Origin of the sequence: Phyllobacterium sp. YR531 (assembly GCF_000282595.1) — a bacterium.
Classification (GTDB): domain Bacteria; phylum Pseudomonadota; class Alphaproteobacteria; order Rhizobiales; family Rhizobiaceae; genus Phyllobacterium.
On record NZ_AKIZ01000014.1, the window covers coordinates 31,814 to 52,878 of the forward strand.

Annotated in this window: 29 protein-coding genes, 1 tRNA gene and 2 pseudogenes; 18 read left to right on the top strand and 14 right to left on the bottom strand. The window is 53.0% G+C overall.

The window, feature by feature from the left end; translation table 11 throughout:
- The first annotated feature begins 29 nt into the window (after positions 1–29).
- From PMI41_RS04570 to PMI41_RS04585, 4 genes are all read left to right on the top strand, one after another.
- Positions 30–917 (top strand): D-alanyl-D-alanine carboxypeptidase family protein, encoded by an 888-nt coding sequence (locus tag PMI41_RS04570; RefSeq protein ID WP_244423899.1) that lies wholly within the window; start codon positions 30–32, stop codon positions 915–917.
- Between the two features lie 113 nt (positions 918–1,030).
- A complete protein-coding gene (locus tag PMI41_RS04575; protein ID WP_008122275.1) occupies positions 1,031–1,615 on the top strand; it encodes a hypothetical protein in 585 nt (194 codons plus the stop codon).
- Positions 1,615–2,202 (top strand): hypothetical protein, encoded by a 588-nt coding sequence (locus PMI41_RS04580; protein WP_008122277.1) that lies wholly within the window; start codon positions 1,615–1,617, stop codon positions 2,200–2,202. The genes PMI41_RS04575 and PMI41_RS04580 overlap by 1 nt, the downstream gene beginning before the upstream one ends.
- Before the next feature lie 4 nt (positions 2,203–2,206).
- Positions 2,207–2,779, top strand: a complete 573-nt coding sequence (locus tag PMI41_RS04585; protein ID WP_008122281.1) for a hypothetical protein — start codon at positions 2,207–2,209, stop codon at positions 2,777–2,779.
- On the opposite strand, the gene PMI41_RS04590 is transcribed toward PMI41_RS04585, so the two are convergent.
- The 3 genes from PMI41_RS04590 to PMI41_RS04600 form a co-directional block, all read right to left on the bottom strand.
- Positions 2,776–4,071 (bottom strand): hypothetical protein, encoded by a 1,296-nt coding sequence (locus PMI41_RS04590; RefSeq protein ID WP_008122282.1) that lies wholly within the window; start codon positions 4,069–4,071, stop codon positions 2,776–2,778. The two genes, PMI41_RS04585 and PMI41_RS04590, sit on opposite strands and share 4 nt — an antisense overlap.
- Positions 4,072–4,128: 57 nt before the next feature.
- Positions 4,129–5,316 carry an MFS transporter gene (locus PMI41_RS04595; RefSeq protein ID WP_008122283.1) on the bottom strand — a complete coding sequence of 396 codons (1,188 nt, stop codon included), beginning with the start codon at positions 5,314–5,316 and terminating at the stop codon, positions 4,129–4,131.
- Positions 5,317–5,536: 220 nt separating this feature from the next.
- Entirely contained in the window at positions 5,537–6,361 is an 825-nt protein-coding gene (locus tag PMI41_RS04600; RefSeq protein WP_008122284.1) for an aldo/keto reductase, read from the bottom strand.
- A 173-nt stretch (positions 6,362–6,534) separates the two neighbouring features.
- Between PMI41_RS04600 and PMI41_RS04605 the strand changes: the two genes are divergently transcribed.
- The 4 genes from PMI41_RS04605 to PMI41_RS04620 all read left to right on the top strand — a co-directional run bounded on the left by PMI41_RS04605 (position 6,535) and on the right by PMI41_RS04620 (position 8,417).
- A complete protein-coding gene (locus PMI41_RS04605) occupies positions 6,535–7,434 on the top strand; it encodes a LysR family transcriptional regulator (protein ID WP_008122285.1) in 900 nt (299 codons plus the stop codon).
- Between the two features lie 62 nt (positions 7,435–7,496).
- Positions 7,497–7,727 carry a helix-turn-helix domain-containing protein gene (locus PMI41_RS04610; protein ID WP_008122286.1) on the top strand — a complete coding sequence of 77 codons (231 nt, stop codon included), beginning with the start codon at positions 7,497–7,499 and terminating at the stop codon, positions 7,725–7,727.
- Positions 7,728–7,785: 58 nt separating this feature from the next.
- Positions 7,786–8,127, top strand: a complete 342-nt coding sequence (locus PMI41_RS04615; protein WP_157179313.1) for a hypothetical protein — start codon at positions 7,786–7,788, stop codon at positions 8,125–8,127.
- A 71-nt stretch (positions 8,128–8,198) separates the two neighbouring features.
- Positions 8,199–8,417, top strand: coding sequence for a hypothetical protein (locus PMI41_RS04620; RefSeq protein ID WP_008122288.1), 219 nt, complete (start codon positions 8,199–8,201; stop codon positions 8,415–8,417).
- On the opposite strand, the gene PMI41_RS04625 is transcribed toward PMI41_RS04620, so the two are convergent.
- Positions 8,414–9,298 (bottom strand): DMT family transporter, encoded by an 885-nt coding sequence (locus tag PMI41_RS04625; protein ID WP_008122289.1) that lies wholly within the window; start codon positions 9,296–9,298, stop codon positions 8,414–8,416. The genes PMI41_RS04620 and PMI41_RS04625 overlap by 4 nt on opposite strands.
- Positions 9,299–9,315: 17 nt before the next feature.
- Positions 9,316–9,729, bottom strand: a complete 414-nt coding sequence (locus tag PMI41_RS04630) for a VOC family protein (protein ID WP_008122290.1) — start codon at positions 9,727–9,729, stop codon at positions 9,316–9,318.
- A 175-nt stretch (positions 9,730–9,904) separates the two neighbouring features.
- On the opposite strand from PMI41_RS04630, the gene PMI41_RS25230 reads away from it, so the two are divergent.
- Complete coding sequence (locus PMI41_RS25230; protein WP_008122293.1) at positions 9,905–10,066, top strand: Thivi_2564 family membrane protein; 162 nt, start codon at positions 9,905–9,907, stop codon at positions 10,064–10,066.
- Positions 10,067–10,104: 38 nt separating this feature from the next.
- Here PMI41_RS25230 and PMI41_RS04635 read toward each other — a convergent pair whose 3' ends face one another.
- Positions 10,105–10,989, bottom strand: coding sequence for a LysR substrate-binding domain-containing protein (locus PMI41_RS04635; RefSeq protein ID WP_008122295.1), 885 nt, complete (start codon positions 10,987–10,989; stop codon positions 10,105–10,107).
- 123 nt (positions 10,990–11,112) lie between these two features.
- On the opposite strand from PMI41_RS04635, the gene PMI41_RS04640 reads away from it, so the two are divergent.
- Positions 11,113–11,340, top strand: coding sequence for a hypothetical protein (locus PMI41_RS04640; protein WP_157179314.1), 228 nt, complete (start codon positions 11,113–11,115; stop codon positions 11,338–11,340).
- Between the two features lie 7 nt (positions 11,341–11,347).
- On the opposite strand, the gene PMI41_RS04645 is transcribed toward PMI41_RS04640, so the two are convergent.
- The 3 genes from PMI41_RS04645 to PMI41_RS04655 are packed head-to-tail and all read right to left on the bottom strand — an operon-like array spanning position 11,348 to position 12,313.
- A complete protein-coding gene (locus PMI41_RS04645; RefSeq protein WP_008122300.1) occupies positions 11,348–11,536 on the bottom strand; it encodes a hypothetical protein in 189 nt (62 codons plus the stop codon).
- A 40-nt stretch (positions 11,537–11,576) separates the two neighbouring features.
- Positions 11,577–11,978 carry a cupin domain-containing protein gene (locus PMI41_RS04650; RefSeq protein WP_008122302.1) on the bottom strand — a complete coding sequence of 134 codons (402 nt, stop codon included), beginning with the start codon at positions 11,976–11,978 and terminating at the stop codon, positions 11,577–11,579.
- Positions 11,975–12,313: a helix-turn-helix domain-containing protein gene (locus PMI41_RS04655; protein WP_244423900.1), complete on the bottom strand. Its 339-nt coding sequence runs from the start codon at positions 12,311–12,313 to the stop codon at positions 11,975–11,977. Before PMI41_RS04655 ends, PMI41_RS04650 begins: the two co-directional genes overlap by 4 nt.
- A gap of 164 nt (positions 12,314–12,477) precedes the next feature.
- Between PMI41_RS04655 and PMI41_RS04660 the strand changes: the two genes are divergently transcribed.
- Entirely contained in the window at positions 12,478–13,650 is a 1,173-nt protein-coding gene (locus PMI41_RS04660) for an MFS transporter (protein WP_008122306.1), read from the top strand.
- A gap of 26 nt (positions 13,651–13,676) precedes the next feature.
- Here PMI41_RS04660 and PMI41_RS04665 read toward each other — a convergent pair whose 3' ends face one another.
- Positions 13,677–14,708 carry a fatty acid desaturase gene (locus PMI41_RS04665; protein WP_008122309.1) on the bottom strand — a complete coding sequence of 344 codons (1,032 nt, stop codon included), beginning with the start codon at positions 14,706–14,708 and terminating at the stop codon, positions 13,677–13,679.
- Positions 14,709–14,942: 234 nt separating this feature from the next.
- On the opposite strand from PMI41_RS04665, the gene PMI41_RS04670 reads away from it, so the two are divergent.
- The 4 genes and pseudogenes from PMI41_RS04670 to PMI41_RS04680 all read left to right on the top strand — a co-directional run.
- Complete coding sequence (locus PMI41_RS04670; protein ID WP_008122311.1) at positions 14,943–15,182, top strand: hypothetical protein; 240 nt, start codon at positions 14,943–14,945, stop codon at positions 15,180–15,182.
- A 79-nt stretch (positions 15,183–15,261) separates the two neighbouring features.
- Positions 15,262–15,759: a hypothetical protein gene (locus tag PMI41_RS04675; protein WP_157179315.1), complete on the top strand. Its 498-nt coding sequence runs from the start codon at positions 15,262–15,264 to the stop codon at positions 15,757–15,759.
- A gap of 95 nt (positions 15,760–15,854) precedes the next feature.
- Positions 15,855–15,974: pseudogene (locus PMI41_RS25395) on the top strand (amino acid ABC transporter permease); the annotation flags it as partial.
- A 3-nt stretch (positions 15,975–15,977) separates the two neighbouring features.
- Positions 15,978–16,393: pseudogene (locus PMI41_RS04680) on the top strand (ATP-binding cassette domain-containing protein); the annotation flags it as partial.
- 33 nt (positions 16,394–16,426) lie between these two features.
- On the opposite strand, the gene PMI41_RS25620 reads toward PMI41_RS04680, so the two are convergent.
- The gene (locus PMI41_RS25620) at positions 16,427–16,678 is read right to left on the bottom strand and encodes a DUF1127 domain-containing protein (protein WP_348225791.1); all 252 of its coding nucleotides are present in this window, start codon (positions 16,676–16,678) and stop codon (positions 16,427–16,429) included.
- 47 nt (positions 16,679–16,725) lie between these two features.
- On the opposite strand from PMI41_RS25620, the gene PMI41_RS04685 reads away from it, so the two are divergent.
- Positions 16,726–17,607 (top strand): LysR family transcriptional regulator, encoded by an 882-nt coding sequence (locus PMI41_RS04685; RefSeq protein WP_008122320.1) that lies wholly within the window; start codon positions 16,726–16,728, stop codon positions 17,605–17,607.
- Positions 17,608–17,621: 14 nt separating this feature from the next.
- Here the strand turns inward: PMI41_RS04685 and PMI41_RS24155 are convergent, their stop codons facing one another.
- Both PMI41_RS24155 and PMI41_RS04695 read right to left on the bottom strand, forming a co-directional pair.
- Positions 17,622–18,092 (bottom strand): nuclear transport factor 2 family protein, encoded by a 471-nt coding sequence (locus tag PMI41_RS24155; RefSeq protein ID WP_210160784.1) that lies wholly within the window; start codon positions 18,090–18,092, stop codon positions 17,622–17,624.
- Positions 18,093–18,213: 121 nt separating this feature from the next.
- Positions 18,214–18,290 (bottom strand) — tRNA-Arg (locus PMI41_RS04695).
- Between the two features lie 210 nt (positions 18,291–18,500).
- Here PMI41_RS04695 and PMI41_RS04700 point away from each other — a divergent pair.
- Positions 18,501–19,154, top strand: a complete 654-nt coding sequence (locus PMI41_RS04700; RefSeq protein ID WP_040853861.1) for an alpha/beta fold hydrolase — start codon at positions 18,501–18,503, stop codon at positions 19,152–19,154.
- 17 nt (positions 19,155–19,171) lie between these two features.
- Here the strand turns inward: PMI41_RS04700 and PMI41_RS04705 are convergent, their stop codons facing one another.
- Complete coding sequence (locus tag PMI41_RS04705; RefSeq protein WP_008122324.1) at positions 19,172–20,080, bottom strand: LysR substrate-binding domain-containing protein; 909 nt, start codon at positions 20,078–20,080, stop codon at positions 19,172–19,174.
- A 174-nt stretch (positions 20,081–20,254) separates the two neighbouring features.
- Here PMI41_RS04705 and PMI41_RS04710 point away from each other — a divergent pair, with 174 nt between their 5' ends.
- Entirely contained in the window at positions 20,255–20,995 is a 741-nt protein-coding gene (locus PMI41_RS04710) for a sulfite exporter TauE/SafE family protein (RefSeq protein WP_040853864.1), read from the top strand.
- Positions 20,996–21,065: the final 70 nt, after the last annotated feature.

Consider the following 21,065-nt stretch of genomic DNA (forward strand, 5'->3'; position numbering starts at 1 on the left):
GCCACTGAAATCGGCTAACAAGGCGCTCAATGTCCAATCATAATGTGCCGCGAGTATCCATGTTTCTGCATCCTGTCGTGAAATTCGCAGCTGTATTTGGTTTGGTTCTCAGCGTTGCAAGTGGATGCACGACGGCCACGTCTCTCGATCCAGTTGGAGCCATTGCGCCTGTTGCCGTTACCGAAAAATCGGCTGCGATTGTCGTTGATGGCAGTACGGGTGCGGTGCTCTATCAGGCGGGCGCCGATCTGCCGCGTATCCCGGCATCACTGACCAAGATGATGACGCTTTATCTGACTTTTGAGGCACTCCAATCGGGCCGGATAAGCAAGGACACGCAAATCCCGATCTCGGCTCATGCGGCCTCGCAAGCCCCCAGCAAGCTCGGTTTGAAACCGGGAAGGTCGATTGATGTGGACACCGCCATCAAAGCACTGGTGGTAAAATCGGCCAATGATATTGCCGTGGCTCTGGCCGAATATCTCGGCGGTACAGAAGAGCAGTTCGCGGCGCAGATGACGACGAAAGGCCGCGCGCTGGGTATGCGCGGTACAGTTTTCCACAATGCATCCGGCTTGCCAGATCCACAGCAAATTACCACTGCCCGTGATATGGCCTTGCTGGGACTTTCTCTGCGCAAGCACTATCCGCAGCAGTATTATTACTTCGTGACGCAGGACTTCATGTTCGACGGCAAAGTCATTCATGGACATAACCGCGTGCTGGCACAGCTGAACGGTGCCGATGGCATCAAGACAGGCTATGTGCGTGCCTCCGGCTTCAACATTGTGACCTCAATCAATGATAATGGCCGCCAGCTCGTTGCTGTTGTCATGGGCGGCGAAACTGCCAAGTTGCGCGATGCGCAAGTCGTCAGCCTCGTCAATGCTTACCTGCCGCAAGTCGCCCAGAAGTAAGGTCGCTTCCACGAATTTCGCGGCAGGGTTGAAATCTGCCCCTTTGCTGTTGCATGGTTCCGCAAAGTGCGACTCATTGTGAGTTCGGAACGCTAGCGGAGAGACGCGGATAGATGTGGTCCCATTTCGTCACGTTTCGCAGCAAGGCTTCAGCCTGGCTGACAGCAGGTCTTGGATCGTTCGCAGCACTGGGCGTTGCCTTTGCCATGGGCGCCTTTGAGGCTGCTGAAAAGCCGGTTCTTCCGCAAATTACTGCCGGTCAGTCGATGGAAGCGGGCAAATGGCTCATAAAGCCGCTGAAAATCTGGACGACCAATCAGAAAATATATGGCATTACGCCGAGGGACGGCCAGAAGGCAGTTGTGTTTGAAGTCGAGCTGATGAATCGCACGATACAGTCCGACAGAGGCTATTACACTACGTTTCAATGGCCCGCGGTTATTGCAGATAAGATCGAACAGCCGATGATCTATCTGATGAGGGATGAATCGGTGACGCCGAGCCTGCAGCCGGGAATGCCTGAGAAAATGGCTTACGTATGGGTAATTCCAGCAGGTGTATCTATAGATAGCGATGTCGATTTGGCCATCGAGGCCTGGGCGTTCAAGCTTCGCAACAATCTGACGGGAACTCCGGGCTGGTGGAGCAAGAGCATAGTAGGTTCGTTGCGCATGCCAATGCAGCAGGAGCAGGGCTGATGCGCAGGCTGTGGAATATCGTCGTTATTCTTGTCGCGGTGGCACTGCTTTACGGCATGTGGGTGACTAAACCCCGCTACGGTGAACTGACAGGCCCTATAGTATCCTACGGGAAGATGCACGATCTAGTGCACACGCGTGAATTCGAGGTGAAGCTCAACCAAGTCACTTTTGCCCGTGAGTTAGCCTATACGCAGTTCGGCAAAGAAAAGGTTCTGACGACCTCCGGCCTTTGGGTTGTTGCTGCGGTTGAGCTAGCGGCAACAACCAAAAGCACAGGCGTTTCATCGGCCATCTGGCAGGGGCCGACTGGTCTGAGATTCGAGCAGAGCAACCGCGTTGGCTGGCTAGCGGGACAGCCGCCATTCATGCTTGAGCCGGGCTTACCAAAACGGGTGCAACTGGCATTCGAAATAATGCCGGATCAGGTAAATGGCGCAACCTTGCTGGTTTCGGCGCAACTTGACCCTTCGCTGGATTCGGAAGCGAGGATTGCAGTTGACGATTTCAAGAAGTTCAACGATGGGCAGCCGCTAATTGTCGACAGGTTTGATATTTCACGCCCGCAACCGGCGGCCGGGAGTTGATGCAATGACAACGCTGGAGCAGCAATCACAGGGTTGGGAACGTCGCTGGTACTGGCGCAGCCTATGGGCGCTCGTAGTGATAGTGCCGCTATCGTTGTTCACCATCAGCTATGGCGATTATGTCGAGATGAGCCGTTACACCGACCTCTATCCCACTGAAGTGGCAGCAGGTGAGGTCAAGCATTATGGCGGGAGCGACTGGCAGTTTTACGGGACGCGGAAAGTTGAAGAGGGCATCCGTCCGGGCGCTTTGCCAGCGGGTTCCGTGCCGGTCGTAGCGCGGTTTCTCGTAGAAATCGGTGAAACCAATTTGCAGGACCTGTGGCTTATGTGCGCAATCCGGTTGACGGATAATGCCGGAAGATCATGGTCGCCTACCTCCATTCCGGGAATGCGGTCGGCTGAAAATGGCATTCAGACATGCGTTTCGGCCATGTTTTCAGGCGCGGAAAAAGGCACACGAATGGTGATCGAAGAGCGATTCCTCGTGCCGGTAAATGTGGCGGATGAATTACGCCCGACCTTGGGTGTCTATAGCGAGCGACCGCACTATTTGAGATTTGCCCGGACCAATTAGGATGCGACTGGGGTAGCCACCGCGCCGACATCAGCTTGTGCTGGAGTCTTCCTCATCGAAAAGGCGGTTTCCAGCACGGCGGCAAGGAAACATATACGCAAGGGTTCAACCAGCACACCGGTAGAAGAATCCTGCATCGGACTACCGAACAGGAAGACGACGGCATTACCCACAAACTCCCAGACCTTGCCCGATTGCGGGCCAATAATATGGGCTGCTCCAAGCCAGGCCCATGCCGCAGCCCATTCAATAAACCGGTATCCAAGGATGAGCGTGATAATAAGCAACAGGCCGGAATTCATGGTCAGCTTGATGCCATTGGCGATAGGCAGATAGCGGGAGCGATAGCCGCCGACGAAATGGTTGATGAAGTCACGAAGGAATTTAGGAATGGACTGATAACGTTCACCAAAACGCTCCATCCGGTGATGAACCCGCATAAGCTCTTTCTGATCGCGCACGTCATAGCCATAAACAAGCGCAACCATGACGAGCCAGATCACTGGAATGAGCGCGTTAAAGAAGAGGTTTGTCGCAACAGCTCCAAAGCTTTCCGGCACCTGCTCCACAGGAATCATCACGGCGGCATAGGCATATGAGACTGGCTGGATAATACCGGCGAGCAATTGCTCAAACCACGACCAGAGCTTGCCGTTGACCAATGCCTGCATCCACTCGTCTTTCCAGCGGCTGATAATGTAGAGACCGATGAAGACCCAGTTGGTCTCGCAGATGACGATGACAATTTCCCAGAACGAGCGGTTGGGTTTTTCCTTCAGGCGCTTTGCGAACCAGCGCAACAGCCACGAGATTGCTACGGACAGGAGAATCCATTTGGAATCGAGGACATCCAGAACATTGCCGCCACCGCCGAAAGGCATCATCACCAAAGCGAGACGCGAATATTGGCGAATGGTGTCGCTGAGAAATCCCCAGGCAGCGTAGTAAGCGAAGAAGGGAATGAGAGCAATTGCGACAATCGTGGTCAGGCGAGAAATACCGCTCAACTTCCTGTCGGAAATCTTTTCCGATTGCAGTTGAGAAGCCACGACGGAAGGCAGTCCCGGGCGAACAATCTGAATCAGCGAGACTGTTGTTACCAATTGCGCAAGCGCGACGAGTGTCAGCACGCCAAGCCCGGCATAATGGTTCATATATGCCGTCTTGACGGCCAGATACATCAGGATATGGGAAACAGTAAGCCCCAGAAGCACAACGGCCACCAATTGGGGCCAGAAGCGCAACCAGAGCTTGAAAGTAAGCTTGATGGGCAGTGCCACTTCGGCCAGCATGAAAAACCCCTCGCGAATCTCATGCTGACCTTAACAATTTTTGCGGCGCTGCCAAGTTTAACAGGCAGGAGCGAGTACCCGTGATGTTTCGCGCCTATCGAGCAGTTGACTCCACAATGTGAGACCGAGCGCGCCGACGACTAGCAGCGAGCCGACCCAAGGTGTTGCGCCAAGGCCGAGTGGCGAGGCAACAATAATACCGCCGAGGAATGCGCCACCGGCAATGCCGAGATTGAACGCGGCTATATTGAGAGCCGATGCCACATCAACTGTTTCAGGCGTATGAATCTTGGCGAGTTGCACCACATAGAGCTGGAGCCCGGGCACGTTCGAGAATGATAATGCGCCCAGGGCGGCAAGCGTTACCAATGACCAGACCGGTGAAACTGCGGTGAAGGTAAAGACCGCCAGGACAATGGCTTGCAATAGGAACATGACAGCCAGAGCCTTGACCGGATTTCCGTCTGCAACACGTCCGCCAACCATGTTTCCTACGGCAATGGACAAGCCATAGAGCACGAGGATCAAACTGACAGTGGAGTTTGCATAGCCGGTAATCTGTTCAAGAACAGGTGCGAGAAATGTGAACATCACGAATGTTCCGCCATAACCAAGCGCCGTCATGGCAAAGGCAAGCAGAAGGCGGCCGCTGCCTAGAACACGAATCTGGTCAATGATGCGAGCAGGGGGAGCTTTTGCAATCTTTGATGGCAAGAGCATTGCGATGGCAAGAAATGCAATAACGCCGAGCACGGTAACGGCCCAGAATGTTGCACGCCAGCCGAGCTGCTGGCCGATGAATGTGCCAAGCGGAACACCTGTCACGATGGCGACGGTTAGTCCAAGGAACATCATGGCGATGGCAGAAGCGCGGCGATTGGGTGCAACCAGATCAGCAGCGATTGTTGCGCCGACGGAGAAGAATACGCCATGCGCAAAAGCGCTGATGACGCGGGCAACAAGCAAAAGCTCATAAGTTGGCGACAGTGCGGCTGCGGTGTTGCCGATGATGAACAAAGCCATTAACCCGAGCAGCAATGGTTTGCGCTCGATACGTCCGGTGAGGGCGGTCAGGATGGGTGCGCCGAAGGTAACGCCGAGTGCGTAAACACTGACGATAAGGCCGGCTAGTGGCAGGGTGATATTGAGATCAGTAGCGACGGTGGGTAAAAGGCCAACGATGACGAATTCTGTCGTCCCGATGGCGTAGGCGCTGATGGTCAGCGCCAGAAGTGCGAGAGGCATGATCCTATCCTTTGAATGGATGCTGCGTTTGAGCCAGCCCTCGAATTTCAAACAATTGATGACTGGTTGGTTGCGCTCAATATGAGCCCTTGCCATTCCATTGATAATAACCAGATGGTGCTCAACGTTTATGAATTGAATTCACAGGTTGGTACATGCAGTTGCGGCGCGTCTTCACGTGGAAGAGACGCCGCAGCTTTACTCGCGATATTTGGAGGGATTAATCCCAGTTGGGGGCGAGGTTGCCCGGATTGACGATACGGCCATCAGCCCGCGCCAAAGAATGCAAAGCCTGCATTTCGTCATTGGTTAATTCGAAATCGAAGATCTCGAAGTTGTTACGGGCACGCTCTTCGCTGACAGTCTTGGAAAGCGTAATGACGCTCTCCTGCTGTATCAACCAGCGCAGAACGATCTGTGCTTCGCTCTTGCCATGGGCTGCAGCAATCGCGTTGACAACCGGGTCATTGATGACCTTGCCATCTGCCATTGCATAATAGGCTGTGATGCTCATGCCGCTATCGCGCGCTGCCTTCAACACGATACTCTGGTCGAGATAGGGGTGATATTCCACCTGATTGGTGACGATGGGCGCTTTGCTGAGTTTGACTGCATCCGCCATCAGGGCAGAACTGAAATTGCTGACACCGATGTTATGCACTTTGCCCGCATCGCGAACTTCGTTCAGCGCGCCAATGCGCTCTGCCAAAGGTACGTCGCTCTTTGGCCAATGAAGGAGCAGGAGGTCAACATAATCGGTCTTTAGCTTGGACAGGCTTTCATCAACCGATTTGATAAAGGCGTCATGCTTGTATTTGTCGACCCAGACCTTGGTTGTCAGGAATATTTCGCCACGAGGAACGCCGGAATTGTGGATTGCTTCACCGACTTCAGCTTCGTTGCCGTAAATCTGCGCCGTATCAATATGGCGATAGCCAAGCTTCAACGCGGCTGGAACCATACGCAATACATCGGCACCGGGCATGCGGAACGTGCCGAAGCCGATTGCCGGGATCTTTGCGCCATTGGCGTTTACATTAAACATTGTTGTTTCCTTATTTGTTGGCGGCAGCTTCAAATGCTTGATGATCCAAAACTCCGTTCATCCATATTAAATGGCCGTGCATCCGGATATGGTTTGAAACGCCTGCCATGATAATCGCTTGTTATCGCTCAGCTGTTGTGAAACTAATTCATAGATAACAACGGGATCATGACATGGATAATAGAGCCGGAGAAATGGACGTCTTCGTGACAGCGGTGGAACTGGACAGCTTCTCCGCGGCTGGCAGGAAGCTTGGTCTCTCTCCATCAGCGGTCAGTAAGATGATCCGGCGTATAGAAGACCGGCTGGGTACGCGCCTGCTGGTGCGTTCAACGCGCTCGTTGCAACTGACACCGGAAGGCGAGATTTACCGCCAGCGCGCACTGCGGATCATCTCGGAAATCGAAGAAACGGAACGCGTCGTCGCTTCGGGCGCGTCCGTGGCACCACGCGGGCTGCTGCGTGTGAATTCCTCCGTCGCCGTCGGCCAGTTTCTCATATTGCCGCTTATGCCAAAGTTCCTGAAAATGTATCCGGAGGTGGAACTGGACTTCACCTTGAGTGAGCGTGTGGTCGATCTGATCGGCGAGCGGGCAGATATTGCTATCCGTGTTGGCCCTATGCGCGACTCAAATCTGAAAGCGCGGAAACTTTGCGAGAGCCGGAAAGTTGTCGTTGCATCGCCGGATTATATCACCGCCCGCGGCAGACCGATGCGACCGTCTGATCTGCAACATCATAACTGCCTTAACTTCAACTTTCGCCGTGCGCTTGAGGAATGGCCGTTCAAAAACCCCGATACCGGAGAAGTTGAGCCAATGGGCATTTCCGGTAACTTCCTCGCCAGCAGTGGTGCGATTGTACGTCAGATGTCTCTGGCAGGACTGGGTATTGCACGGCTTGGTTATTTCCATCTGGCCAGCGATATTGAGGCCGGGCGGCTTGAGGTTATTCTGGAGGATTATAATGCCGGTGATATGGAACAGATAAACGCTGTATTTGTCGGTCATGATTATCTGGCCACACGCGTGCGAACCTTTATCGATTTTCTTGCCGAAAATATGCCCCGTTAGCAGGAACCAAATGCAGCGCGGCGCATTACCGGAGACCGAATTTCCAAAACAAGGAGATGGCAATGGCCGATGTGATTGAAACAACAGCCTCCGCGATCACTGCAGGTGTCAATCTTGTAAAAACGATCAAGGAGAAATTCGGCTATACCGCTGAAGATCTGGCGATTGCCTGCGGCCTGACCGTGGAAGAACTCAACTGCATTGAGACCGGTGCCGACGCTGAACCAAGCAAGCTGCATCGTATAGCCCATTCAGTCGGGTTGCCTGACGTAACACCTCAAATCCAGCATTGACAACTATAATACGAAATATGTGCTGTCTTTCGCGCGTGATGCAGGTGAATATGCAGCCATGACCGACGAGACTACAAAAGAAAATGGCGGCGTCGCCCGACTGAAACAGCATGCAGATCTGGTGCAGCAACTGGTAAAACAGGTTCCCGCAGCCCTCGCAAAGTCAGGGCTTACCTTGGAACAGGTTTCCAGACTGCGTAACGTCATTCAGAAAGGCGTTGATGACTTCCATGAGGTCCAGTCTCTGGTCAACGAACCGGGTCTGGATGGAACCTATCAGCGCGCCGCCAGCAGTCTTGAGAAAATCTGGTCGCATTTATTGGCCGCAGCCGAAGCGCGAATGCGGGATTTGGCCGGAGAAGATGCTACAGAAAGCAGCGCTGAGAAGCCGGAAGAATAGGCCGATTACACAGTAATGTTGGAACAATTACGCCCGCCAGCCTTTAACAATGCAGTGTTAAGGAGACGGATATGACAAATCGTGCTGAAAAAATCGAAGCCTTGAAAAATCTGGTTGCTGAAGAAATCTCAGAAATCGTAGAGGCGGTTTACGCAGACCAAGTCAATGATCTGGACAAGCTTGCCAACCATCAGACAAGGCTGACCGACTTGGTGAAAATCTATCAGGCAGCCGAAATTGCCGAAACCACCAAAAAGCAAGGCACCTATAATCTCGGCAATATTCTCTAAGCGATAGTCGGCTTCACCGGCTCGGCGCGTGCGCGATTCTTAAGGTTGAGCAAATTTCCCGAAAGGATCAGTGCCGCGCCTATCGCCGTATAGGCATCAATCCGCTCGGAATAGACCAGCCACCCAACAACGGCGGTGAGCGGAACGCGCAGAAAATCCATTGGAATGACAACGGTCGCATCGGCATAAAGCAAGGCCTTTGCCATGCAAAAGTGTGAAAATGTGCCTGTAAAGGCAATGATGATCACCCATGGCATTATTTGCAGGGACGGCCATTGCCAGACATAGAGGGCAGGCAATAAGCCGATCCCGGATTGAATCACCAGCATCCAGAAAATGATCTTCACCACGCTTTCCGTTCGGGTAAGCGATTTGACCATGGTGAATGAAATTCCGAAAGTGAAAGCGGCGCCAAGTACGATAAGCTGACCGATTTCGACGGTATCGATACCTGGCCTGACTATGATGATGACTCCGATAACACCCAAAGCTATTGTAAGCGTACGCCAGATGTTCAGCCGCTCACCCAGAAATGCCACGGCCATCACAGCCGTCCAGGCGGGGGTGGTGAATTCAATCGCGATAAGCTGTGCCAGCGGTATCATGGACAAAGCCATCAACCATGCAAACTGACCGGCGTAGTGCGCTGTGTTGCGGCCCACGTGCTGCCAGATGCGGCTTGTTTTCATGGCTTTAAACCCGCCCGATGAACGAATAAGCGGGTAAAGCATGGCAAGGCCGATCAGCGATCGCATTTCCATGATCTGAAAGACATTGAGTTCCCGTGAAGCTTCACGGCCGGAAACAGCCATCAAGATGATGGCGGCGAGCGATCCGGTCATCCAGAACGCGGCCCTGATATTCGACGGCTGCACTTCCATGATTTTTCAGTGCGACCTTACTTTGCGTAAATGCTGGCGAAGTCTGCAAAACCTTTGACTTCGATAGGATTGCCCGATGGATCACGGAAAAACATGGTCCATTGTTCGCCAGGTTCGCCTTGGAAGCGCACGACGGGTGGCATGACAAACTCTATGTTCGCGGCCTTAAGCCGGTTCGCCAGCACGTTCCAGTCCTCAAGTGCAAGGATAATGCCGAAATGCGGCATGGGAACCATATGATCTCCGACCTTGCCTGTTTTGGTCGTTTCAAATGGCTTGCCGAGATGCAATGAAATCTGATGGCCAAAGAAATCGAAATCAACCCAAGTCTCAGTACTGCGACCTTCTTCGCATCCGAGCACTCCACCATAAAAACGGCGGGCCTCATCAAGATCGGTTACGTGATAGGCGAAATGAAACAAGGAGCGCATGGGGGAATTCCTGAAAGCAATGGGGAGCGAAGCCGAAGCTAACAGTATGGCCCGAGCCAGACAATGCGGCGAAAGCGTAAATGCACTTTTTACCCGCATGTGATGGAACCAAAGTCGGCTTATGAGAGTTTCTGAGGGCTACACTCGTATTGATCCAGAAAACAGGAAATATGTAATGTCGATTTTGATCAGTCTTTTGATCACCGTTCTGGTGATTTTCCTCGTGCTCTATCTCGTGCAGATGCTGCCACTGGATGGCCGCGCCAAGCAGATTATTCAGGTCATCGTTGTGGTGATCGGTATTATCTCCCTGCTGCGCTATCTCGCAGTATTTTAAAGATCGGAGCGGGCGGGATTTATCCCGCCCTTTTCAATTCAAGCATCGCTGAGCTGGCCAAGCATCCAGTCGCGGAATGCGCGGATTTTAGGGACGTTTCTGCGCACTTCCGGGTAAACCAGCCAGTAAAAATGATCACCATCAGCGCCTGTAATATCAAAAGGCTGGATAAGCTGACCTTGTTTGATTTCGTTCTGATAAAAGGCGGGAGTAAGGATTCCGACGCCCATCCCCGCCAGAACAGCCCTTCCTTCAAGATGCTGATCGCCAAAGCGGCTTCTCGGATCACCGAGCAGATTTGGCTCTTGTATCCCCACAGCCCGAAACCATAACTTCCACCAGTAATCGCCGGTATCGATGAGCGGCAGTTTCAAAAGGTCAGCGGGTGTCTTGATGCCCCCGATTGTCGCCGCCAATGCGGGTGTCAGCATGGGTGAGAACTCGGCAGCAAATATTCTGTGGCTGATCAGGCCCGGCCATTTGCCACTGCCTGATCTGATACCAACATCCGCCGGTTGACGTGAAAAATCTATCATATCGCGCGTGGCCTGCAGGCGCACAGCCAATGCTGGATGTGCCAGCTGGAACGAGCCGAGCCGCGGAACAAGCCAGTTTGCAGCAAAGGTTGGAATGGTGCTGATGGTCAAAACCCCATCGGCATTCTCACGTGTTGCTGCAATTGCCGCACGCATCAGGTCGAATGCTTCACTGATCGCGGGGGAAAGGCGAGCTCCTATTTCTGTCAGCATCACTTGACGCGATTTACGCAGAAAAAGCAGCGCTCCGATACGTTCCTCAAGCAGCTTGATCTGATAACTGACGGCGGCCTGCGTCATGCCGAGTTCTTCCGCGGCCTTTGTAAAATTGCCGTGGCGAGCTGCAGCTTCAAACACACGGATTGCCGATAAGGGTGGAAGTTGCATTGTCTATCTCACATAAGCTGTCCTTATGTATACTACTTTGCGTTTTGTTGGAAAACAACCACAGGAAAGCGCATGTTCACTCCAACAAGAGGACTAACTGCCCTGCTTTTTGGAGTTAAGGAAATGATGATGTCCAAGACACATGCACCAGCTGTTACGCTATTTTCAGCTTTGATGGATTGGTTCAGAGGATCGAAAAAACAGCAGGTAAGAAACGAAACTGCCAGTTTCCTTCATACGGAAGAATTCTCCGATCACATGCTGCGTGACATCGGTATTCTGGATGGCAAGAATGCAAGAGGTTCTAGGCGAAAACGCTCTGTCGACAGTTTGTTGAACGACCCGCGATAGGGGCGATCTAGGAATCGAAGTCAGTTTCGAGCTTGCGTTCAAGCGCTACAAGATCATCGGGCAATGGCATGCCCATGGCCCGGAGTTCGTTCAAATGCTCACGCAGGGTTTCGTGAATTTCATGGGCGTCCGCTGGTCGCTTGACCATCTCTTCAACCAAAAGCGCGATTTGTGCCTTAATGTCTTCGAATGCCATGATTATTCCCTTCTCTGCAACTGGCAGTCAGTCTAGCAGACTAATCGTGGCCGGAATATTGCGTATCTGAAACCTTTTCCATCCACTCGACCGCTACGCCATCAAGCGCTTCCTGCATGGCAATATGGGTCATGAACGTAGTGGGTCCGGCCCCATGCCAGTGTTTTTCACCGGCAGGAATCCAGACAGTGTCGCCCGCTTTGATCTCCCTTATCGCTTCGCCCCAAACCTGGGCAAGTCCGGAGCCCGATGTCACGTGTAAAGTCTGACCAAGCGGATGCGTGTGCCAGGCGGTGCGCGCGCCAGGTTCGAACCGGACAGTAACGGCGCGCAACCGCGCTGGCGCTTCGGCTTCGATAATGGGATCTTGCCACACGGTTCCGGTAAACCAGTCGGCGGGTGCGCGACGTGTTGGCATTGAGCCGTTCGGCGTTATTTTCATGATTGCAATCCTGACTGTTCCGGAAACTCGTTCGACGATGAGGCTGCGCCGGGTGCGAGCTGTTCGGCAGATGCCAAAATCGAAGCGAGAAAACCGGGAAACCGGTTTTCCAGATCGGTGCGCCGCAGGGAAAGCAAACGTTTCGTGCCTTCCGGGCGAACATGAATGATACCTGCTTCACGCAGCTTTCCAATATGATAGCTCAGCGCGGTTTTTGACCCGAGGCTAAGAAAGTAACTGCAGGTCATGTTGCGCTCGTCCTCACCAAACCTTGCCAGCATGGAGATGATCGCGAGACGGGTCTCGTCGCCAAGCGCCGCTAGTACAGCAGGCAAAGTGATTTCTTCTGGAGAGGGATGATGCAGTGTATTCGTCATACGGGATGTAATAGCAATTGGCAGGAGAGATTTCAATGTTCAATAATTTTTGAACTTATCGCTTGACTTTAATTTGTCAGCGCTGAATAGTTCAAGGATCATTGAACATTAAGGTATTAACCATGGACATTCGTCTGGTTGGATTGGCATTGGGCACGTTTGCAATTGGCATTGAAGGCTTTGTCGTGGCCAGCCTTTTGCCTGAAATAGCGGGAGATACCGGTGTCAGCCTTGTGCAGGCTGGCTATCTGGTTGTAACTTATGCTTTCGCCTATGCAATCGGCGCACCGATTATCGCGGCCCTGACCGGAGCGCTGGACAGGCGCTTGGTGCTGGCAGGCAGCGCATTGGTGTTTGTTTTGGGTGCACTGCTCGCATCAATCGCTCCAACATATATGCTTCTGTTGATTGCGCGTCTTCTGATTGCCGTGGTAGCTGGGCTTTATGCCGCAACGGCACAGGCGACGGCGGTCGCAATATCGGAGCCGCATCACCGCGCAAGAGCAATTTCAGCAGTCGTAGGCGGAACAACACTGGCCGTGGCTTTTGGTGCGCCGCTTGGCGCGTTCATAAGCAGTTTTGCAGGCTGGCGCGGCACCTATATTTTCATTGCCTTGATTGGTGTTCTGGCGACATTAATAGTGTGGGTGTTGCTGCCGCGCGGTCTTTATGCAGACAAAATGACATTGGCCAAGCGTCTCAGTGTCATTCGTCATCCGGGTTTGTTGCCTGCGCTTCTGACAATGCTGCTTTATATGGCAGGCGGATTTGCAGTTTATACCTATATCGCTGCCGTTGCGGTTCAAGGAACGGGACTTGGCCGCGAATATCTGCCTGTAATTCTTCTGGCTTTTGGTGTTGGAGCGGCATTCGGCAATTTTCTGGGCGGACAATTGGCCGACCGTTTCGGTGCGACAAAAACGGTGATTGCCGCGTCAATCCTCAATACCGCAGCTCTTCTGGTTGTCAGCTGGATCATGACATTGCCGCATGAAATAGCGGGCAGTTTGCTGATCGGTCATATGGTGTTGTGGGGCGTGATCGCCTGGATGTTTCCACCAGCACAAGCGAGCCGGATACTGGCAATAGCGCCAGAAAGCGCGCCGCTTGCGCTGTCGCTGAATTATTCGGCGCTTTATCTTGGAGTGGCGATTGGATCAATGATCGGCGGATTGGTTATCGCCAATCTGGGACTGGCCTATCTCGGCACTATTGGCAGTATACTTTCGATCCTCGGCCTTGCGGTAATACGGCTGGCCCGCGCCACAAAACGTGAGCAGCTTTCAATAGCCTGACCAACAGGCAAAAGAGGGCACAGATTTTAAACCTGTGCTCTCGCTTCCCGGAACGAGACCAGCCTTTTGCGGTTCTCGTCCCATAGGACAAGCTTCACGCAGCGCAGGCTTTCCATGATTGTAATGCGGCCAATATCGCCAAGCTCCGGATAGTCTTTCAAGACTTGCGGTAGCCGGTAGCAAGGAACCTTGCTCGACAGGTGATGGACGTGGTGAATTCCTATATTGCCGGTGATCCACCGCAGGAAACCCGGCAGAATATAGTGGGATGACCCATGCAGGGCAGCTTCGTGGAATTGCCATTCCGGCGCAGATGACCAGTGTGTTTCCTCAAACTGATGCTGGACATAAAAGAGCCAGATGCCAGCGGCACCTGCAAGTGTAACGATAGGTAAATGGATCAGGAGAAACGGGCCAACGCCAATGAGCCACATCAGGAATATGGTACAGACTGCAATACCAAGATTGGTTGCCATGGTGGATACCCATGGCTCAGCACCCGACCGCATCATGCCAAAAGGCAGACGTTGCTTGAAAAAGAAAAGCCATACGGGGCCAATGCCAAACATGATTACCGGATGGCGATAGAGTTGGTAACCGATGCGGCCCCAGCGCGAAAGCGCGCGATACTCTGCAACGGTCAGCGTAGTTATATCACCAATGCCGCGTTCATCCAGATTGCCTGCTGACGCGTGATGGATGGCATGGCTTCGCCGCCAGTAATCATATGGGGTCAGTGTCAGTACGCCGATAACACGACCGGTCCAGTCGTCGGTATGACGATGAGCAAAGAATGATCCGTGACCACAGTCATGTTGGATCATGAAAAGCCTCAACAGAAAACCCGCAGCAGGCACGATCAAAATCAGTCCCCACCAGAAACCATAGTGAACGGCTGCCCAGCATAAAGCCCAGAAGATTGCGAATGGGACCACAGTTACAGCAAGTTCAAAAGCACTGCGGCCCCTGTGTGGCTTGCGATATTGGCTGAGAATTTTGAGCCATGGACGAGCATCAGGGCTTGGTGCTGGGTAATCTTTTTCGGGAGAGGTTTTCATCGGCTATTATAGGATTGGCCTATCCGATCACGCAAGGTGCGCTCTGAAAATAAAACGTTACTGCACCTAGGGCAATATCTACCCTGTGGCCGCAATTGGAACCGCTATCGACGTCTAGAGTTTAACTGGTATCGGGGCGTTACGTCCCAAGTGTTTGCTGATACCGCTAAAGGTCCGAGCGACTGATTCTCTGTAGCAAGTTTGAAAATTATTATTTGACGTAAGGTACGCGCAATGGACCCGGTGCAATTGATTGTTGTTATGGCCTTTGATCAAGGAGATGCTGGCGAGCTTTTTCCAGTTGGAGAGCCGCAGCAATTCGAGACAAAAGAACGCGCGATCCGTACGGCGAAAGACCTCGCTTCAAAGCATGCGGGAGTTATCGCCTGGGCACGGGAGGCCAAGCCGGATGTTGGAGAGTACGGCCCTCCGGAAGTCCTGTACACGGCTGGCGAGGTTCTTGAGCTGGAATGAATAAGGCCATACAGATTATTTCGGGGGCGACTGTGCGGAACATTTCTGCGCGGTACCAGTTCATGAGCATGGAGGAACTATGATGTTCATAAAATCTCTAGCCGTTACTGCACTTATTGGTCTTTCCGGTGTTGTTCTATCCGGTTGCGTCGCTGACGATGGCGGCGATGGTTATTATGGCGGTTCAGGCGGATACAGTTCAGTCTATGTCGATGACGGATATTACGGCAGGGACCGTTACTACGATCGGGATCGCTATGATCGCCGTGACAGGGATTGGCGGCGCGACCGCGACCGTTCCCGCCGTGATTGGGACGATAGAAGAGACCGACCAGACGACAGAGGATCGTCAATTGGCCGTGATCCCAATCGTGACCCACGGCCAATCAGGCCTCCGGTTGTTCAGCGTCCTGACAGACCTGATCGGCCCGACCGTCCGGATCGGCCAGAGCGGCCTGACCGGGCAACGTTTACCAAAGAACGGAGCATGTCATCCGACGCCCAGAGGCAGCTTCAGGAACGTCAAGGCGTGGGAGGCAGTCGCGTTATTCTGCCCCGTGTACCGGGTAGCAGGTAAAGCGGCGATATAACTTATCCTGCGTCTCAGGGGTCTGCGGATATTTCAATGATATCGCGGACCCTTTTGTTTGTAGCCACACGACCTATCCGAACTTCGGAGCGTTCGAAGCCTATTTCATTACGACAGCGATCTACTTGGTGTTGGCTATTTTGCTGCGCCAATCCCTGCACTTTGTAGGCAGATGCATTTTCCCGAAAAAAGTTCGCACATGACCGATTTTTCATTGTGAGATACCTGAGGGTATCAATATCGATATTGATCGGGGGAAGTGATTGCCATTATTGGCAAAAGCGGCTCCGGAAAATCCACGCTGCTTCGCTGTATCAATGGGCTGGAATTGATCGAGGGCGGGTCAATTTCGGTTGCCGGTGCGCAATTACTTCCAGATGAGCTGCATTTGAAAGCACTGCGATTGAAAGTCGGCCTGATCTTCCAGCAGTTCAATCTCTTCCCGTATCTCTCTGCAAGCGGAAATGGCTCGCTTTCGCAAATGGTCGTCAAGAAAACTTCGAAAGCCGAGACAGAAATCATGGCACGTAAAATGCTCGACCGGGTAAGGCTGGCTCACAAATATGATGTCTTTCCGGACGAGTTGTCCGGCGAACAGCAGCAACGTGTGGCGATTGTCCGTGATGACACGGGCGGTGATGCCGTTTTCGCCCGCTTATATCCAGAACCAGGATTTCGCGATCTCAGCCTCAGCCTGGTCTGGTGTTATTCCAATATCACGCAGTTGGTCGCTGGTCATGTTTGACAGTGCGAGGCGGCTGCGGCGCTTTGCCAGATAAACAGCGATTTCGCGGGCTGGACCCAAAAACCAGCTTGGATGACTCCAGCTGTGATTGCCGGCGGGAATTGTAAAAAGTGCCATGGAATTTCCTTTCTGGCTGTCGGCATAAAATGCCGTGGAATCCATGCGAAAAGAAGCTTATGATTGTTATGCAAATCATAAGGAATACTTTGGTGTCTTTGAGCATTGATCACGTCACGACATTCGTTCACGTGGTGGAGCTTGGCGGTTTCACAGCCGCTGCGGACAAAATTGGCTTGACGCAGCCTGCGGTCAGTTTGCAGGTCAAGCTGCTTGAGCAGGGTTTGGGTGTGCGACTCATTGAGCGTGTCGGGCGCAAAGCTCAACCAACGGCAGCGGGGCTGGATTTTCTCACCCATGCGCGACGTATAATTCAGGAAGCGTCTGCTGCCGAAGAGGCCATGCTGCCTTACAGGCACGGAGTCGCAGGACGATTACGTATCGGTACGGGCGCGACGACGTCTATTCACCTTCTTCCGCTTGCCATTGCGAAAGTGAAGAAGCGTATGCCGGGCCTGGAGATCACAGTGCTGATAGGCAATGTGGGCGAAATTTTACACGATCTTGAAGAAAACCTTCTTGATCTTGCTATCGTTGCGCTGCCGGCACATGGCCGCCCGTTTGAGATAGAGCCATTTTACGAAGAGCAACTGCTGGCCGTTGCACCAAAGGACGCCGAAATGCCAGAAGATGGACCGGATGCTGCATTCCTCTGTGGACAGAGCCTCTTGCTGTACGACGGTGGGAATACACGCAAATGCATTGACAATTGGGTTGCTCAAGCAGGATTGCAGGCCAAGCCATCAATGGAATTTGGGAGCATTGAGGCAATCAAGGAACTTGTGGCGGCCGGATTGGGCTGGTCAGTTCTGCCGGAACTGGCGCTAAGGCGGGATCGTGCCAATTTTTTGAAAGTATCTCCGGTCAGGCCTCAATTAAAACGGCAGCTGGGCATGGTCGTCCGGCGCGATAAGCAATTGACGCGCGGTTTACGCATGATGATGGAATCGCTTCGTGGTCTAAAAAGCAGATAAGGCTTGTGTGGTTGTCACATCGTAATTCTGGTGGCGTGGATGAGAATGACTGTCCACCGACCATCGTGCAACGACCAAACGCGGCTGTAAGCCAGCTTCTCGGAGAAGCTTTCGCCATAGTAGGTTCCAGAAAGCTTGCCGGACCATGAGACTGCTGCCGCATTTTCCATGATCCTTACCGATCGTTCCAAAAGGTCGAACCGATCAAGTTTAAGAATGCATGCCCGATGAAAATCGAGGTTTTCCTGTTTGTTCAACTTACGCCCGAAAGGGTCTATCGAAATAAGACTGTCATCCAGATATTCTTGCAATGCGTCGGTATCACCGGAGAGCATTGCCCTGTGCAGCGCATCCTCGAGCTGTTCGATATCTGCGATAGAGAAGTTCAAATCGGATTCCAGTGTCATAATGAACTCTGTCGTTGGCGAGTCACGTTGCCCATCCAGCAATAATCGAATGCCGATTAAGGTCTGGTGAACGGCCATGTTTGGGTTTACCCAGCACAAATATGCGCTTCGTACGGCAAGCAGATGCAATGCCGCCTTGCGATACATATTGCAACAATATTCTGGGTGTTTGGTTCCATATATAATTGGTGACGGTTTATGGCGCACCCGACAGGATTCGAACCTGTGACCTCTGCCTTCGGAGGGCAGCGCTCTATCCAGCTGAGCTACGGGTGCATGAGGCTGCGATAGCTCGCATGCGCGAAGCGGTTCTAGCTGATGCGCGCCGAGGCTTCAATGGCGAATTTTGATTAAGAATGGCGGAAGTAAAACCGTGACAGTAGCGGCAGGCGGGCCTGGCGTTCGTAATGTTTGCAACCAACACTTGCTCCAAAGTTCTATTTTAGCCACGATGTGACGTGTTTGCTGCAGAATATGGGTGCTGAAATGGCGACATTCATCTTGATACCGGGAGGATGGCAGGGCGGCTGGGCATTCGAAAAAGTGGCAAATCTCCTCGTTGCACGTGGTCACAGGATAGAGACGCTAACGCTCACCGGCCTCGGCGATGTTCCGGCACCGGCAGCAAATCTAACTACTCACATCGACGATGCGATTCAGGTGATTGGAAAATGTTCCGGTGATGTGGTTTTGGTTGGCCATTCTTATGGCGGCATGGTCATGACTGGAGCGGCCGATGCCGAACCTGCCAATATCCGTGCACTGGTCTATCTCGACGCTTATGTGCCGCAGGCGGGCGAGTCCGTATGGTCACTGACAAGCCCTCGCTTTCGGGAAGCCTTCATCACCGGAGCAATGGGCGACGGGTTAAACTGTGCTCCACCACCAAATCTTGACGCAAGGTGCCGCCCTCATCCGATGGGAACATTCCTTCAGGCAATCGATCTATCCGGCCGTTGGCGCGAAGTCCCGCGTAAGGTCTATGTTGGAGCACATGGATGGGAAGGAAGTCCGTTTCTCGAGCTGTACGAACGTTTGAGCATTGATCCGGAGTGGGAGACCTTCTCACTCAATTGCGGGCATAATATCGCCCGGCTGCAGCCGGAAGCCTTGGCAGGAATATTGCTGGCGCAGGTTTAAGGGCACGGTCCGTGTGATCAACGATCAAAACCTTCCGCATTGGCGGTCCTCTCCAACTCATCCGCAAGAAGTTTGGCTTGAGGCGTCAAATCGCTGAAGCATTTCGCACAAAGCTGTAAGTGCCGTGTCGCCCATTCGTTCGATAGCGGTACAATTCTCAGGTTGCGGACAACTGCAGACCGGCTTGCTGCAGCCTGTGATACAATGGCGATCCCGACTTGGCTGGCGACAAGCTGGCATGCAGCCTCCAGCGAGGCGACTTTCACTCGGAAATTGAGATGCCGTCCTAAGCGAGAGGCCTGCCGGATGACATGTTCCTGCAAGGCATTGCCCGAGCCAAGTCCGACAAAGGGCTCTGCAAGGATGTCTTCAAAGCGTATCGAACGAAACCCTTTGGCAATGTCGCTTTCCTTTGCGGTTATGACAGCCAATTGATCCCTACAGAATGGTTTTTGTTCCAGGTTGGAAAGATTGGCCCAACCCGCAGCGATACCCAAATCCGCCTGACTGTTTGCCAATTTTTCCGCTATGACATGGCTCGGCCACTCTTCCAATTCGACATCAATATTACGATTGTTTGCCAAAAACCGCGCAAGAATATCAGACAGGCGTGAACCCGCAGCTGTGTTTGCAAGCAGGCGGATATGGGCGCGTAAGCCGCGGGCATGCTCACCAAGATCCCCGGCCATTGTTTCAATCTGATTTTGGATAGTGCGGGCGTGATACACCAATGTCTGCCCGGCAGCAGTGAGCGTTACGCCTCGGCGTTTGCGCTCGACAAGGGCAATACCAAGCATTTCTTCCATGCCTTTTATTCTTGCGCTTGCCGACGCCAGCGCCAGCCCGGAACGCTCTGCACCGGCTGTGATGCTTCCGGCTTCCGCAACGTGCAAGAACAGTTTCAAATCGACTAGGTCAAAGCGCAAGACATCCTCCGTGCCTTCGGCCTGCACGAAGGCTGGCTATCGGAAATCCACATTGTGAGCCTGGCGGAAAAAGGTCAAGGCTGTGTGGCAGCAGCTTGGCAGGAGATTAAGCAAATGATTGAAACGGTGGCAGATTACTCGCGCATGGCAGTGGACAGTTTCTTGGCTGATCCAATGGCGTGGGGGATTGTCGCATCGGTTTTTCTGCTCGCCGGCTTTGTGAAGGGCGTTGTGGGAATGGGATTGCCAACAGTGGCAATGGGACTGCTGGCAGTATCCATGCCCCCCTCGCAAGCGGCGGCAATTCTGATCCTCCCGTCCTTCATAACCAATGTCTGGCAATTGATTGCAGGCCCCTCATTTATCAGATTGCTTGCCCGTCTTTGGGGCATGATGGCGGGTGTCGTCGTGGGGACGATTGCCGGAAGTGGCGGGCTGGTGGGCAATCATTCCGGACTTGCCCTGTCGGGGCTGGGTGTCGCATTGGCGCTCTACGCGATACTTGGTCTTTTGCAGGTGAAGTTTCATGTTAACCCGCGCCATGAAAGCCTGCTTTCACCATTGGTAGGACTGTTGACTGGCTTTGTTACAGGAGCAACGGGCGTCTTCGTTATCCCAGCTGTTCCGTATCTCCAGGCATTAAAGCTTGAAAAGGAAGATCTAATCCAAGCCTTGGGCCTTTCATTCACAGTCTCAACCATCGCACTTGCTGCCGGCCTTTGGCTGCGCGCTGATGCAAGCTCGTCTTCGGCAATGTTGGTCGGGATGTCACTGCTTGCCCTTGTTCCTGCATTGTTTGGCATGATCATCGGACAGGCGCTTAGACTGCGCATGAGTGTCGAAACCTTCCGGCGCCTGTTCTTCTCAGGACTGCTCATTCTCGGTTTTTATCTGGTAGCAGAAGCCTTAATTTAGAAAAAACCGCTCCCAAGCATTGAACCCGAGCCAAGAACGCCGCACTCTTTCCCGGCAATAACAGGAGGAG